13 protein-coding genes are annotated in these 13,506 nt (G+C 51.0%); 2 read left to right on the forward strand and 11 right to left on the reverse strand.

Annotated elements, in window-relative coordinates; genetic code table 11:
* Positions 1–50: 50 nt before the first annotated feature.
* From JTE88_RS07600 to JTE88_RS07610, 3 genes are all read right to left on the reverse strand, one after another.
* Complete coding sequence (locus JTE88_RS07600; RefSeq protein WP_204424061.1) at positions 51–893, reverse strand: carbohydrate ABC transporter permease; 843 nt, start codon at positions 891–893, stop codon at positions 51–53.
* Positions 890–1,927, reverse strand: coding sequence for a carbohydrate ABC transporter permease (locus JTE88_RS07605; RefSeq protein ID WP_204424063.1), 1,038 nt, complete (start codon positions 1,925–1,927; stop codon positions 890–892). Before JTE88_RS07605 ends, JTE88_RS07600 begins: the two co-directional genes overlap by 4 nt.
* A 92-nt stretch (positions 1,928–2,019) precedes the next feature.
* Positions 2,020–3,297, reverse strand: a complete 1,278-nt coding sequence (locus JTE88_RS07610) for an ABC transporter substrate-binding protein (protein WP_204424064.1) — start codon at positions 3,295–3,297, stop codon at positions 2,020–2,022.
* Positions 3,298–3,623: 326 nt separating this feature from the next.
* Here JTE88_RS07610 and JTE88_RS07615 point away from each other — a divergent pair, with 326 nt between their 5' ends.
* Positions 3,624–5,588, forward strand: a complete 1,965-nt coding sequence (locus JTE88_RS07615; protein WP_204424065.1) for a hypothetical protein — start codon at positions 3,624–3,626, stop codon at positions 5,586–5,588.
* A gap of 171 nt (positions 5,589–5,759) precedes the next feature.
* Here JTE88_RS07615 and JTE88_RS07620 read toward each other — a convergent pair whose 3' ends face one another.
* The 7 genes from JTE88_RS07620 to ychF all read right to left on the reverse strand — a co-directional run bounded on the left by JTE88_RS07620 (position 5,760) and on the right by ychF (position 10,736).
* Complete coding sequence (locus JTE88_RS07620) at positions 5,760–6,302, reverse strand: GNAT family N-acetyltransferase (RefSeq protein ID WP_204424067.1); 543 nt, start codon at positions 6,300–6,302, stop codon at positions 5,760–5,762.
* A 55-nt stretch (positions 6,303–6,357) separates the two neighbouring features.
* Complete coding sequence (locus tag JTE88_RS07625; RefSeq protein ID WP_204424068.1) at positions 6,358–6,798, reverse strand: GNAT family N-acetyltransferase; 441 nt, start codon at positions 6,796–6,798, stop codon at positions 6,358–6,360.
* A gap of 158 nt (positions 6,799–6,956) precedes the next feature.
* Entirely contained in the window at positions 6,957–7,697 is a 741-nt protein-coding gene (locus JTE88_RS07630; RefSeq protein ID WP_204424070.1) for a hypothetical protein, read from the reverse strand.
* Positions 7,698–8,230: 533 nt separating this feature from the next.
* Positions 8,231–8,767 (reverse strand): GNAT family N-acetyltransferase, encoded by a 537-nt coding sequence (locus JTE88_RS07635; RefSeq protein ID WP_204424071.1) that lies wholly within the window; start codon positions 8,765–8,767, stop codon positions 8,231–8,233.
* A gap of 9 nt (positions 8,768–8,776) precedes the next feature.
* Positions 8,777–9,031: a Txe/YoeB family addiction module toxin gene (locus JTE88_RS07640; RefSeq protein WP_204424073.1), complete on the reverse strand. Its 255-nt coding sequence runs from the start codon at positions 9,029–9,031 to the stop codon at positions 8,777–8,779.
* A 5-nt stretch (positions 9,032–9,036) separates the two neighbouring features.
* Positions 9,037–9,294, reverse strand: a complete 258-nt coding sequence (locus tag JTE88_RS07645; RefSeq protein ID WP_204424075.1) for a type II toxin-antitoxin system Phd/YefM family antitoxin — start codon at positions 9,292–9,294, stop codon at positions 9,037–9,039.
* Positions 9,295–9,656: 362 nt separating this feature from the next.
* Positions 9,657–10,736: a redox-regulated ATPase YchF gene (ychF, locus tag JTE88_RS07650; RefSeq protein ID WP_204424077.1), complete on the reverse strand. Its 1,080-nt coding sequence runs from the start codon at positions 10,734–10,736 to the stop codon at positions 9,657–9,659.
* Between the two features lie 137 nt (positions 10,737–10,873).
* On the opposite strand from ychF, the gene JTE88_RS07655 reads away from it, so the two are divergent.
* Entirely contained in the window at positions 10,874–12,106 is a 1,233-nt protein-coding gene (locus JTE88_RS07655) for a DNA recombination protein RmuC (protein WP_204424079.1), read from the forward strand.
* A 79-nt stretch (positions 12,107–12,185) separates the two neighbouring features.
* Here JTE88_RS07655 and JTE88_RS07660 read toward each other — a convergent pair whose 3' ends face one another.
* Positions 12,186–13,340: a 4-hydroxy-3-methylbut-2-enyl diphosphate reductase gene (locus JTE88_RS07660; RefSeq protein WP_420826932.1), complete on the reverse strand. Its 1,155-nt coding sequence runs from the start codon at positions 13,338–13,340 to the stop codon at positions 12,186–12,188.
* Positions 13,341–13,506 lie beyond the last annotated feature (166 nt).

Genomic DNA, 13,506 nt, shown 5'->3' on the forward strand with positions numbered 1-13,506 from the left:
ATTTTCTACAAGTAGCCAGCGGCGCGTCACTACACACCACCGACTACACGTTACTTCACGCCGCCAGCTGCCAAACCTGCAACAATTCGACGCTGAAAAATCAGAACCAAAATAACAAGCGGAATTGTCACCACAATGCCTGCCGCCATCTGCGAACCATAGGGAGTTTCAAACTGCGAAACACCACCAAATTTCGAAATAGCCACCGGCGCAGTCTGCATCGCCTGATCGTTAACCATAGTCACTGCAATCATGAACTCATTCCATGCACTGATGAAAACAATGATTGCAGTCGTGAAAACACCAGGGGCAGCCAACGGCATAATAATCTTACGGAACGCTTGACCTGGCGTACAGCCATCAATCATTGCCGCCTGCTCCAATTCCACCGGCATCTGCCGGAAGAAGCTGTGCAAATTCCACACCGCCAACGGCAAAGCGAACGACAGCGACGGCAAAATCATCGCCTGATAAGTGTTAATCCAGCCAATATCCGTAAACAACTGCAAAAGCGGAACAACGATCGCCACAATCGGGAACATCGACGTCGCAACAATCACCGTCAAAATCAGTGTCTTGCCACGGAACTCCAACCGAGCCAACGCATAAGCGGTAAACGTCGCCACAATAAGCGCCAACACCGTCGTCGTCCCGGCAACAATCACCGAGTTCAACAGCGCGCGCCCAAAGCCACGCGACGGATCGAAAACTGCGCCATAGTTTTCAAAACTCACGTCACTTGGCCATAGTGACGTCTCGAAAATCTTCGTCGCCGGGCGAATCGACGAAACAAACATCCAATAGAACGGCGCCAAACAGAAAATAACAATACCGATAATTCCCAGCGTCGAGGATGTGTTGCTCAACCCCTCACGGAACTTCTTCATCTTCATGCTACTTCCTCCTGAGCTTTCCGACTGCGCTTCCACGGCAATCGCGAATTAACAAACAATTGACGCAACGGAATTTTTTTCTTCTCCTCCGCACCGATCACTTCAGCACCGGCAACCTTAATAAACGCAAACGCAATGAGGAACACGTAGGCGAATAACATCAACGCGTACGCAGCCGCCGAACCGTAACGCAGATTCGACGCCTCATCTTGAACCAGCATTGACAACGTCTCAACCGACCCCTTGCGAGCACCGATCAAGATATAAGGAAGGTCGAACATGCGCAACGCATCAAGCAAGCGGAACAACACCGCAACAACCAGTGCTGGCTTCACCAACGGCAGCGTAATCCGGCGGAACCGCTGCCACGCATTCGCCCCATCAATCTTCGCCGCCTCATAAACTTCATCCGGAATAACCTGCAAACCCGCAAGCGTCAGCAAGCCAATAAACGGCGCTGTCTTCCACGTATCAGCAACGATGATCGCCATCTTTGCCGGAATATCAGAAGTAGCCCACAGGATTTGGGTTCCAAGAAGCGCATTCGCTGCGCCATGAGCGTCAAAAATCCACTTCCACAAAATAGCTGAAACCGCGGTCGGGATCGCCCACGGAACGAGGATAGCCGCGCGGACCAGACCACGCCCCCGCATAGCGCGATGCATGATCAGCGCCATCGTCACACCCAAAATGGTTTCCAGCGTGACGGTAAGTAGCGCAAAGATAGTAGTATTCGATGCCGCATTCCAGAAACGTGCACCCGACTCACCAATGAACATATTGGCATAATTTTGCAGGCCCACGAACGGCGCAGTGTCATTAACGAAACCGGTTTCCGGATCGATACCCTTGACGCCGAACAATGACTGGTAGACGGCAGTGAGCGTTGGAAAAATGACGACGATTGTAATGATAAGAATGGTAGGTGCTACTAACATCCAAGCGAGCCGGCTCTGGCGCCGTGCCGAGTCACGTCGTTGTGCTCGAGGAGCAATCGCGTCTGGCCGGGTAGTAGTTGTCCGTGACGTACTCATGACTTTCCCCTAGTCCTCTATACTTTGCTGATCCGTAAGGAGATAGAACAGTGGTGGGGTAGTGATGTGCTACCCCACCACTGTTCTTCACGTTACTTCACGATTTCATTGAGCTTATCGGACAGCTGGGCGATAGCTTCATCAGCTGTCTTCTCACCCTTGAGTGCAGGGAAAACTGCATCCTGGATTGCTGCGGTGACGTCACCATAGTTTGCTACCTGTGGCCGTGGCGCAGCTGCTTCAATCGATGCCTTGAGAACTGGAAGATACGGGTAGTCCTCGATGTTCTTTGGATCGTCATAGAGCGCGGTGTAGGTTGGCGCTAACGACATTTCCTTGAGCTGGTAGTCAGAAATTTCCTTCGAGGTGTAGAACTTCACGAAGTCAAGAGCCGTCGCCTTGTTCTTGCAATAAGAGGAAATAGCTGCGTTGTGACCGCCGAGTGAGGAGGCGCCAATCTTTCCCTCTTCAAGACCTGGCATTGGGGCGATGCCGAACTTGCCGTCCATCGTCTTTTGCGTCAACGAGTACTGGTAAGGCCAGTTGCGGTAGAAGACCAAGCGATCACTTTCGAACGCTGCACGGCCTTCTTCTTCCTTGTAAGTCAATGCTTCTTGCGGGATGAAGTTTGACTTAAAGCCATCGATCAGTTTCTGCAAACCTGCACGTGCTTGCGGGGAGTCGACGACGACCTTACCCTCCGCATTGACGATTTCGCCACCCGCAGAGTGGATAGCTTCGTCAACGTTGACAGTCAGACCTTCATACTTAGCAAGTTGACCGCCGTAGCAACCAATGTTTTCGTAACCCGGGAGTTGACGAACAGCTTCGCACTGTTTTTCCATATCGTCCCACGTCTTCGGTGCTTCAGTGATTCCAGCTTGCTCGAGCAGATCCTTGCGATAGTAGAGGAAGCCGCCGTCGGATGCGTGTGGCATAGCGTAGAGCTTGCCGCGGTATTCGCCGGTCTTCCACACCGGGTCCATGATCTCTGACTTAGGGAACTCAGCAGCTGGAAGTTCATCGATCCAACGGTTAGCTGCGAATTCAGAAACCCAGACGTTATCCACGGACAGAACGCAATAAGCATCAGATTCAGTTTGTGCATTTTGGATCATGGACTGGCGCTGCTGGTCAGCCTCGGTGGAGAGTTCAACAAGGCTAACTTCTTCGTCTGGGTGGTCCTTGTTCCACATGTCAATAATATTGACGAGCTTTCCAGAATTATCTTTACCTTGCACGTAGGTGATTGGGCCGCGGCCTTCAAATGCTCCGCCGTCTGCTGTGGAGGCATCATCGCCGCCACTACATGCGCTCAGCATTGATACGGCCATACCTACGGCCATCATGGTAGAAAGTGTTTTCTTCATGCTGTAGACCCCTTTGTTATCAAGCATCGAAACTTTTATCGACGCGCGCCGATAAAAGTACTCTAACACATAATATGCTCCACGTCACTAAACTCTGAGATTCACTTTGTCTTCACAGATGAACTAGGGGCAATATCAAAGGCAACACGACCAGATCGCCACCCTAAGGACCAGCCCTAATATTTAAACCTAAAACCTATAGGTCACGATACACTATTAAGGCACAAATAGGATTGAATGGATTCTGTACTGGAAATAAAACGAAAACGAGTACATTACCGATGACAACACCTCATCATTTCATTCACTTACGCACTAGGAAAAATATGTCTCAAACACTCACGCGTAAGGCAAAAGTGGCTATCCCGCTCACCGTAGCATTGCTACTTTCGGCCTGCGGAGCAAAAGTTAACACCACGTTGGATATCACCGAAGACAACTCGGGAACCCGAACCATGAATCTTAGCCTCAAACGGGATGCTGATGCTGAGGGGAAGATCAATGGCGGATTCGAAGCTATCGACGCCTCGATTGAAAACCATCTGCCCGACGAACTCACCTATTCAGGATTAACGGTCGATACAGAGCAGGCTACTGCCAGTTTCACACTCAGCTTTACTGACGCGGATGACTATCGTACAAAAGCCATGAAACTACTAGAGTATTCCGGCATCGAAAAAGATCCAACACTCACCATCATTAACACCGACTCTCCCCTTATCAGTGGCTTCGCATACGACGAAAACTTCAACTCTACCGACCTCCTCGGATGGATACCAGATTCGCTGGTGACCGACGGCGTTGTGAGCCAAGACAACAAAAACAACATTCTTGACGGCAACGGACCCGGAAAGATCACCGCAAAAGGAAAAACATACGATACCGACAGCGGCTATCTCCGGACTAAGGACACCATCGACAACCGATTCGAAAGCGCAAAAATTGAGATCAGCCCGCAGACGGATGGGTCCTACGAAACACAAGTAGCTTTCTCTCGTTCTTCGGTACCTGCCGGCCCTATCATCGAGAAAGAAGACCAGCACTTCGAGAATCTTGATATCGACGGCCTCGAAAAAGATAAAGCCGGAAAGTCTGAGACAGCCTATGAGCGCACATTACAGTTCACCTCTGAAAACATGGCAAAGCTCACCGAGAACCTCGACAAAGTTTTCCTCACCACCGGTAGCAAACTTGAAAGCAAGCTCGGCACTAGTCGAGCAAACTCGCTATATCTCACCACAATCTATACCGGCAGCATCGACACCTCAAAAATTGCCGATGAGCGTTTTTCGCAATTGACTATCAAAATAGTGAATAAAGATGACGACTTTGCACTATCACAAGACTCGGCTACCGGTCTCACAGATTTCTCAATCAGCATCTCCCGTCCAATTTCTGTAGCCACTCTGGACTTCGCACTGGACGTTAAAGACAAGGAAACTTCTTCACTGAAACTCGCATTCGGCATCCCAGCCAACGAAGCTGAACAACTAAATACCGCGATCACCAAGAAGTTCACCCCGGCTAACGATCTCGGCACATTAACTTCTGACGATAGTGACGATCTACGCCACTACACCATAGAGATTCCAGAAATAACCCCTCTGAACTCTCAAGAAGTTGTCGATTTCATCGGTGGAAGAATCGGGGCGACGGTACCGGAGATCGCAAGCGGAGCCGATTACCTCGTATCCCTCCACATCTTCCCTAACCAACTCTTTGAGAACCTCCCCGCAGAAATAACCGGAAAGATCACTCTGCCCGGGCGCGATACATTTAGCTTTACAGACGAATCCTCGATCTCCGGATGGAAAATCGACGGTGGAACTGCAACACTCACTGAGCTCACAGATAAATACATTAGTTTCGACGGTCCAGTAACCGAGCACTCACTCGTCTGGTTTATCGTCGGCATTGTTATTGCTGGACTTGTACTGATCGCACTTGTTCTTGCATTCATTTTCCGTAAGAAGCTCTCCGCAAAACTAGCTGACTTCCGTGAAAAGCGCCGGATTGCTGCAGAACAAGCACAAGCTGCTGTACGAGCGCAAGCACAAGCCTACGTGCAGGCTCAGGGAGCCACCCAAACCCAGGCCGCTGCACAAGCTCAGACCGCAGCACAAGCTCAGACCGCAGCACAAGCTCAGACCGCAGCACAAGCACCTGGAGCTAATACTGTTCCTCCGCTGAACGCACCGTCAGCATCTCCGGCACCAAATACGCCGTCAGCATTCCCAACACCGGACGCACCACAAGATCCACAAGAATGGGATGAATCAGATCTGATGTAGCACTCACGCGCTATCCATAGCACACCAATGGTGGGTGGAATGAAGATTCTTCATTCCACCCACCATTTACTTTTCGCAACAGTCCGAAATATTCTCTAAACCAGCCCAGAACTGCTGGTACGTCACTCTATTCCAGGACGAGAATCCATCCCCGGCAACAAAGCCTGATCATTACCAGGCTGTCGGAAACCAGTACCTGAGTTTGCCGACTCCCTCACCATGGAACGTATTTTCATATACACCACCACACGCCTCTATAACTTTACGCGAACCGACATTCGTCTCATCGCAGGTGACCAGCGCGCGCTCAACACCTAGCGAGTGCATGTAGCGAAGTGACTGCTGCAAAATTTCCGTCGCAAAACCTTGGCAGCGATAGGCGGGCCGAACCGCATAGCCAATATGTCCAGCTTGATTGAGTAGAAACTCATTCAACTCGTGACGAATACTCACCCGCCCTACCAGCTCCTCATCAACGAACGCGGCAAGAAAGGTGGCCGGCACGCGACCGGGCGGAAGGTTCATACCCTTGGACTCGGCATCAAGCCGAGATAGATACTGATCCCAACTCTCCCCCTCGCCCTGCAGCAAGAAATCAAAACCAGTTCCAGCAAATTCGGCCTGAGCGCGCAACGCCTGGGCTTCGTCACCTGCAGTGAGCGGGCGCAACGTGAGCGGGCTCAGCGCGTGTGAGCTCAGCGCGTGGGGCAGCATGGCTTATACTCCTTCTTCTGTTCTGAGTTTCTCTACCGATTCGGTCGCTCCGTTGTTAATTCGAACCATCGTTGAACTGCACAAAGGCTCGCAACCCACCACCCGAATAGTCCCGGATCTCAGTGAATCCAGAGCTTTCGTAGAAGACTCGCTGATAGTCCTCGCTGTCTGTCAGCAACACCTTTTGCCGCACACCCGCGTATGGAGCCAACGCATACGACAACAACCGCCTACCAACACCCATCCGTTGAAACTTCGGCGAAACAAGAAGGTCCTGAATATACACAATCGTGGCGCTATCGGATATCGCTCGACACAACCCGAGGAGATCGCCACCCTGACGAGCCGAAACCACCCTCGTTGAATACTCCAGAGCACTCATTAACAGGTCAAGCTGCTGAGTATAGGAACTCCACCCAACAGATTCGTACAACCCCCGAATCTCATCACGAGCAAACTCGTCCGAGTCGGAAAATACTATCTGTTCTTGTTCCATAGCTACCATCTTAAGTGTTGTAACACTAAACGCACTAGGATGTTTCGTGACAATTAGCGAAGCTCCTCAAACCAATGATGAATGAGGCAAAACAACTATTGTCACATGCATTCATGTGATCATTTCAGCGTGCTATGTGAAAAGCTCCCTTGAATTTCTTAGCTTTGTGAAGACGGATCTTCCTCGCCGCCAAACCAGATATTTTTCGTAGCCTGAATTTTCGACGCCGTCGAGGAAATAAAGGCCGTCATGGCGCTCGAGGCATCATTATTGACCGCGAGTTCCTGCGTAGACTTTTCCTGCTCAGCCATGATTTGGCGGAATTTCGAGGCATCCATAGTGGGAGCCGGTAGCTCCCGAAGCGTCTTTTGCAACCGGCGAGACTGGGAATTTAACGACGCAAACGTCATCGAACCCGAGATCACGCCACTAACAATTGGCACCATTTTAGTCACTGTTCGAGCAAAGGAATCTTTTGTCACTCTAATTCCAACTATACGCAGTACCTGCTTCATCGGACCATACCATGCGGTCTTTGTGAGAGCTTTTCTCTTAAGATGCTGCCGAATCGCAGGACTGGCTACGTCCTTGGCGAATACTGAAAGCGCATTGGATGCACCTTGAGCGCCAAACATTACGCCTAGGAACAGCGCAAACTTGCTCATAGTTTCATCATCAACCGCATCGAGATCGTTGATGAAATCTTTCCAACCGTATACGTAGGCAAGCTTTTGCATGATGCGGAAAGCGTAAACGAAATATTGCACGATATCGCCAGGAACGGATACCGCCATCGCTGGGCCACCTGGCAACCCACTTGCAAACGACAACGCAGTAGATTTATTGGTTTCGGATCGTATTACTCGATGCGAAATTGCTTCCAAATCTTCAAGCGTCACACCAGCACCCAGTGGTGTGGAGACCACCGCAGTTTCGATTACTTCATTCGAGTAACCAGCTCGACGGAGCTCTTGACGCAGAAAATTATCTCGAACAATTTGAACGCCTCGCAGTCGAATAATTTTAAGGATAAAATCAATCGCGAACTGCTGGAGCTGCGCGTCTTGCTGATCCGTATAAGCCGCCTATGCTGAAAGTCCTGAGTCTTGACCAGTGACGTCAGTGTCACTACCATCCATTATTTTAATGGGAGGATCACTGTTTTCAATCTTTTCTTCATTTTCCTCCATCGATTATGGTCCTTAACCATCGAAACTTTCACCATTTACGAAACAGTGTAAGCCCAAAACGTGTGCGGCACGTCTACATAATCTCAAATAGATCTTCCCGTGCGCAAGGTCCGACTGATGGCGCGTGCACTGAAACGGGAAATAGCGCAAACCTCGTCCATATACGTCGAGGTTTGCACTATTACCCCATTTAATGCAGTTGAATCCGCAATCTAGATCAAAACTGACTTCGCCAACTACGTTTAGCGAGTCAAAATTTCAAAGCTCGGACCCTGAGGCCACGGGTCGCTAGGCAGTCTGCCACAAGTAACAACATCAATACGTTTTCCGGTGATTAAGAACTTGGAACGTTCTAGGCCTTCAGGTAGGAATCCGGCCGATTGAGCCACAGTTGCAGAACTTGGATTATTCACCCGGTACCCTAATTCTAAGCGCTCGAAACCGCCCTCCGATAATGCCCAGTTTGCAACAGTCCGTGCGGCAATCGATGTCCAACCCTGTCCGCGGTATTGCGCGCCCATCCAATAGAAGAACCAGGCACTGCGATTTTCTGGATCACTTGCCAGTCCCACTAATCCAACAGCACGACCGTCTAAATCAATCACCCACGCAACCATAGACTTAGATTCGGTGAACTGGCTTATATATCGATGAGCCTCATCGATAGTCGACACATCACCTTGCCGTTTCATGTCTGGATGCGAGCGAAAAGCTGCCAAAACCGCAGTGGCATCGCTCTGTTCAATCTTTCGCAAGATTATTTTCCGAGCATCCTCCATAACCTTCTCCTAATAGTGGTATCTGCAAGCAGCTATATATACTGCCGTTTCGGTGTATTTATAAACGAGGCGATGTTCATCAGAGATCCTGCGCGACCAATATCCGGCAAGCTCATATTTCAATGGTTCCGGCTTCCCGATACCTTCGTTTCCGTTGCGCGAAATATCTTTAAGCAAGAGGTTGATTCGCTTCAGCATCTTCCGGTCGTGGGCTTGCCACCATAGGTAGTCTTGCCAGGCGTTCTCATCCCAGACATATTTCACGCGATTCACTCCGCTTCGAGGAGTGGCTGAACTGTACCTTCTCCCGCTTCTAATCGATCGACAGCATCAAATAGCCTGCGCGCATTGCGCGGTGACCGCATCAAATACGCGGTTTCTCGCAGCGAATTATAGTCATCGAGCGAAACAATCACTGCAGAATCGTGACCTTTGCGGGTAATGATGACTTCTTCTCGATCTTCAACAACCGATTTCAGAACATCTGCATAGTTCGCACGCGATTCAGAATATGACATAGTTTTCATAAGAACTCTCCTTGTACAACTAATTGTACATCTCACGCAGGTATGTGCAAGATTTCGCCAAAACGAGCTACAAATGAGATAACTAAGCTCCTGCCCCTGGATCGAGTGTGCACTGAAACGGGGAATAGCGCAAACCTCGACGTATATGGACGAGGTTTGCGCTATTCCCCCATCTACTGCAGACGAATCCGGCGGGACTGGCCAGGCACTAGCCATCCGGCATGACTCGCCGGCTGGTACTCCCCAGAGCCGGGGAGCCGCCACTGCCCGGGCAATCCAGCTTCCACCTAGCACCCCACCCCGCTCAACAAAAAACTGCGGGAGCCACTGGCTCCCGCAGCAATATTAAAAAATCAGCCGTGTCACACGTTGAACATGAACTCCACGACGTCGCCGTCATTCATCACGTATTCTTTGCCTTCCATGCGGACCTTGCCGTGTGCTTTCGCCTCGGTCATCGACCCGAACTCGACGAGGTCGTCGAAGGAAATAACTTGCGCCTTAATGAATCCACGTTCGAAATCGGTGTGAATCACGCCGGCTGCTTGCGGAGCGGTCCATCCCTTGTGGATCGTCCATGCGCGTGCTTCTTTTGGTCCGGCCGTCAAATAGGTTTGTAGTCCGAGGGTGTCGAAGCCGACGCGTGCGAGCTTGTCCAAACCGGCTTCATCTTGGCCGGTGGATTCGAGCATTTCGCGGGCTTCTTCTTCATCGAGCTCAATGAGTTCGGCTTCGAACTTAGCGTCGAGGAAGATAGCTTCGGCTGGCGCAACCAACTCGCGTAGCTTGGCTTGCATATCGGTATCTGCGAGGCCTTCATCGTCGGTGTTGAAGACGTAGATGAATGGCTTGTTGGTCATCAAATGGAAAGTCTTCAAAATTTTCGGATCGAGGTCTCCACCCGCAGCGTAGAGCGTTTTGCCTTCTTCGAGAATCTTCAGGGCTGCTTGGGCAGTCTCAACGACTTCCTTGGCAACCTTGCGATTCGTCAATTCTTTTTGGAGGCGCGGCAGCTGCTTTTCCAGCGTCTGAATGTCAGCTAGCACCAGCTCAGTGGTGATGGTGTCAATATCGGATGCTGGATCGACGCGACCGTCAACGTGGGTGACGTCTGGATCTGCGAACGCGCGGGTTACTTGGCAGATTGCGTCAGCTTCGCGAATGTTTGCGAGGAACTGGTTACCCAAGCCTTCACCTTCGGATGCTCCACGCACGATTCCTGCAATATCAACGAAAGACACCGTTGCTGGCAGGATCTTTTGCGACCCGAAAATCTCCGCGAGCTTGTTCAGTCGCGGATCTGGAAGGGGCACGATACCCACGTTTGGTTCGATGGTGGCGAACGGGTAGTTCGCTGCCAGCACGTTTGCACGGGTAAGTGCGTTGAACAAAGTTGACTTGCCGACGTTGGGCAGTCCTGCAATTCCAATAGTTAAAGCCACGTTGTCTAGTTTAGTTCACCGTTGTGTGTACGTCACGTTGGGTTGATGTGGGATTGCTTTGGTTTGACGACGGCGGAGTGTGGATGCGAACTACCCGTCACCAAAGTATGTCGGAGGCTGGTTTTAGAGTTGAGACTATGACACTTCCATTCAGTATTTTCATAATTATTATTCTTCTGGTTGCTGCCTGTGGTGGCGGCCTCGGTTGGGTTGTTGGGCAGCGTCACTCTGTTTCGGAGGCGAATCGGTTGCGCAATGAGGCGCAGTCGGCGCGCGAACAATCCTTGTATTTGCAGGGCCAGCTTGAGTTGCTGGAGCGCGAGAATCAGCATCTGCATACGCGCATCGATGCGCAGGGTGAAACGGTTCAGGCGTTGGCGCCGATTGCCCAACAGCTGGGCACGGTGGATTCCTATGTGCGTGCCTTGGAGTCGAAAACTACGCAACATTTCTCCTCGATTACTGCGCAGTTGCAGAACGAGGCGAAGATTTCCGCGCAGTTGTCGCGTACTACCGAATCGCTGGATGCGATTTTGCGAAACTCTTCTGCGCGAGGAACTTGGGGAGAAGTTCAACTTCACCGGATTATCGAGGCCGCTGGGATGCTCGAGCGGGTGGATTTTGATGAACAGCTTGCCACATCGCAGTTTTCTGATAGCGCCCAGGGTCGCGGCCGTCCGGATGTGACGGTCCATCTGCCGAATGGTGCGCATTTGGCTATCGATTCAAAGGTTCCGATGAGTTCCTATATTGCCGCTCATGAGATTTCGCCCCATGATTATGAGCGGGCTAGTGAACGTCAGTCCCTGCTACTCGATCATTCTAAGGCGGTTCGTAAGCACGTTGAGGCGTTAAAGAAGCGTAACTACCCGGCTGATTTCCCGCAGTCTCCACAGTTGACGGTCATGTTTCTTCCTTCGGAAGGTTTGCTCGCAGAGGCTTTGGATGCCGATCCACAACTCCTTGATTATGCACTCAGTGATGGAATCATTTTGACGTCACCAGCTTCCTTGCTCGCCTTGTTGCGTTCGGTGGCTGCGATTTGGCGGTCTGCGCAAGCCTCCGAACAGGCTCGAGAGATTGTTCAGGCAGGTAATGAGCTTGTTGACCGGTTATCGGTATTCGTCAAACACTTGTCAAAACTCGGTATCAATCTGACGAATGCTGTGAAATCTTACAACAGTGCGATGTCTTCACTAGAATCACGTGTGCTGGTCACGTACCGCAAGTTTGATGCTCTCAATGAAAAAATCAGTGATCTTGAAGCTGGTTCAGTTCTCGTTGATCCGGATCATTCGAGCACGCGCGCACTCACTGCCCCTGAGTTGTTAGAGACAGCTGAGCACGCCGAGTCAGATAGCGGAAACTAGCCCAGAAATAGCAACTGGCTAAGAAACGGCAACTAGCCTAGAAGCCCCTGCGATTCCGCACAATAGAGCGGTTACCCATTTAGGCTAGCGAGGAGTCGGAATCTTCGTCACTTGCGAGGCGTCCAGTGCTCCGTGCGGTTGATCTGCGCGAAGCACCTTTCGCACGAGCCTTATGCGGGCGGTCAACCTCAACACCGGTAGCTTTCAGCTCCCCGCGCAGGTTCTTCGGCAACGAAAAATGGACGTCTTCGTGGACAGTGAATACTGGCTCTACTGAGGTGAAACCCCACTCTTTGAGCTGGTCAACAACATCGCGAACCAAAATCTCTGGGACCGAGGCACCCGAAGTAACGCCAATTGTCAAGTTGCCCTCAACCCATTCACGTTGCAGTTCATCGGCCTTATCTACGCGGTAGGCTGCCCGTGCACCGCCCTCGAGAGCAACTTCAACTAAACGCACCGAGTTCGAAGAATTAGCAGAACCCACCACAATCACAACATCGCAATCAGGAGCCATCTCCTTCACCGAACCTTGACGGTTCTGCGTCGCATAGCAAATATCGTCACTAGGCGGGTTCATTAAATTCGGAAAACGTTTACGCAACAGCTCAACCGTCTTCATCGTTTCATCAACCGAAAGAGTCGTCTGTGAAATCCACACAACCCGATCCGGATCACGAACCTGCACATTGGCAACATCTTCTGGACCATTAACCACCTGGATATGATCCGGAGCTTCGCCCTGAGTGCCTTCAACTTCCTCGTGGCCAATGTGACCGATAAGCAAAATGTCGTAGTCCTGGTCAGCAAACCGCACAGCCTGCTTGTGAACTTTCGTCACCAACGGGCAGGTCGCATCAATCGTTTGTAACATGCGGCGATTAGCGGCTTCTTGAACGGCAGGAGAAACACCATGTGCTGAAAAGACCACGCGGGCACCTTCCGGAACCTCGTCAGTGTCATGAACGAAAATCGCTCCACGTTTCATCAACGTCTCCACCACGAACTTGTTGTGCACAATCTCCTTGCGCACATACACCGGTGGATCATACAGCTCAAGCGCCTTTTCCACCGTGTCCACAGCACGATCCACCCCGGCACAATATCCGCGCGGGGTAGCAATCAAGATGCGTTTGCCTTCAGCGTTCGGTTCCGAAGCAATATCGGCAGGAAACGCCGAAGCACCTGCCAACGAAACCGTGCCAGTATTTCCAGAGTTCTCTTCGATTCTCACGCTCCCAAGACTAACAGCTCGGACTAACTCCTGCTTATTAGCTTGTGCACATTTGCCCATTTCCGCGCTGGGACTTTCGCCCAAAATTTCATGAACCAGCTCCCCGTAAACTATTAAGGAGTCATATTCGGCTCGGAAAGTAACGAATTTCCTTGAGAATAGGTCG

Origin of the sequence: Arcanobacterium phocisimile (genome assembly GCF_016904675.1) — a bacterium.
Classification (GTDB): Bacteria; Actinomycetota; Actinomycetes; order Actinomycetales; family Actinomycetaceae; genus Arcanobacterium; species Arcanobacterium phocisimile.

Coding starts and splice junctions, on each gene's coding strand:
- JTE88_RS07645 (WP_204424075.1), bottom strand. CDS start 9,294: ATGAAAACTATGTCATATTCTGAATCGCGTGCGAACTATGCAGATGTT.
- JTE88_RS07600 (WP_204424061.1), bottom strand. CDS start 893: ATGAAGATGAAGAAGTTCCGTGAGGGGTTGAGCAACACATCCTCGACG.
- JTE88_RS07655 (WP_204424079.1), top strand. CDS start 10,874: ATGACACTTCCATTCAGTATTTTCATAATTATTATTCTTCTGGTTGCT.
- JTE88_RS07620 (WP_204424067.1), bottom strand. CDS start 6,302: ATGCTGCCCCACGCGCTGAGCTCACACGCGCTGAGCCCGCTCACGTTG.
- JTE88_RS07635 (WP_204424071.1), bottom strand. CDS start 8,767: ATGGAGGATGCTCGGAAAATAATCTTGCGAAAGATTGAACAGAGCGAT.
- JTE88_RS07625 (WP_204424068.1), bottom strand. CDS start 6,798: ATGGAACAAGAACAGATAGTATTTTCCGACTCGGACGAGTTTGCTCGT.
- JTE88_RS07610 (WP_204424064.1), bottom strand. CDS start 3,297: ATGAAGAAAACACTTTCTACCATGATGGCCGTAGGTATGGCCGTATCA.
- JTE88_RS07615 (WP_204424065.1), top strand. CDS start 3,624: ATGTCTCAAACACTCACGCGTAAGGCAAAAGTGGCTATCCCGCTCACC.
- JTE88_RS07605 (WP_204424063.1), bottom strand. CDS start 1,927: ATGAGTACGTCACGGACAACTACTACCCGGCCAGACGCGATTGCTCCT.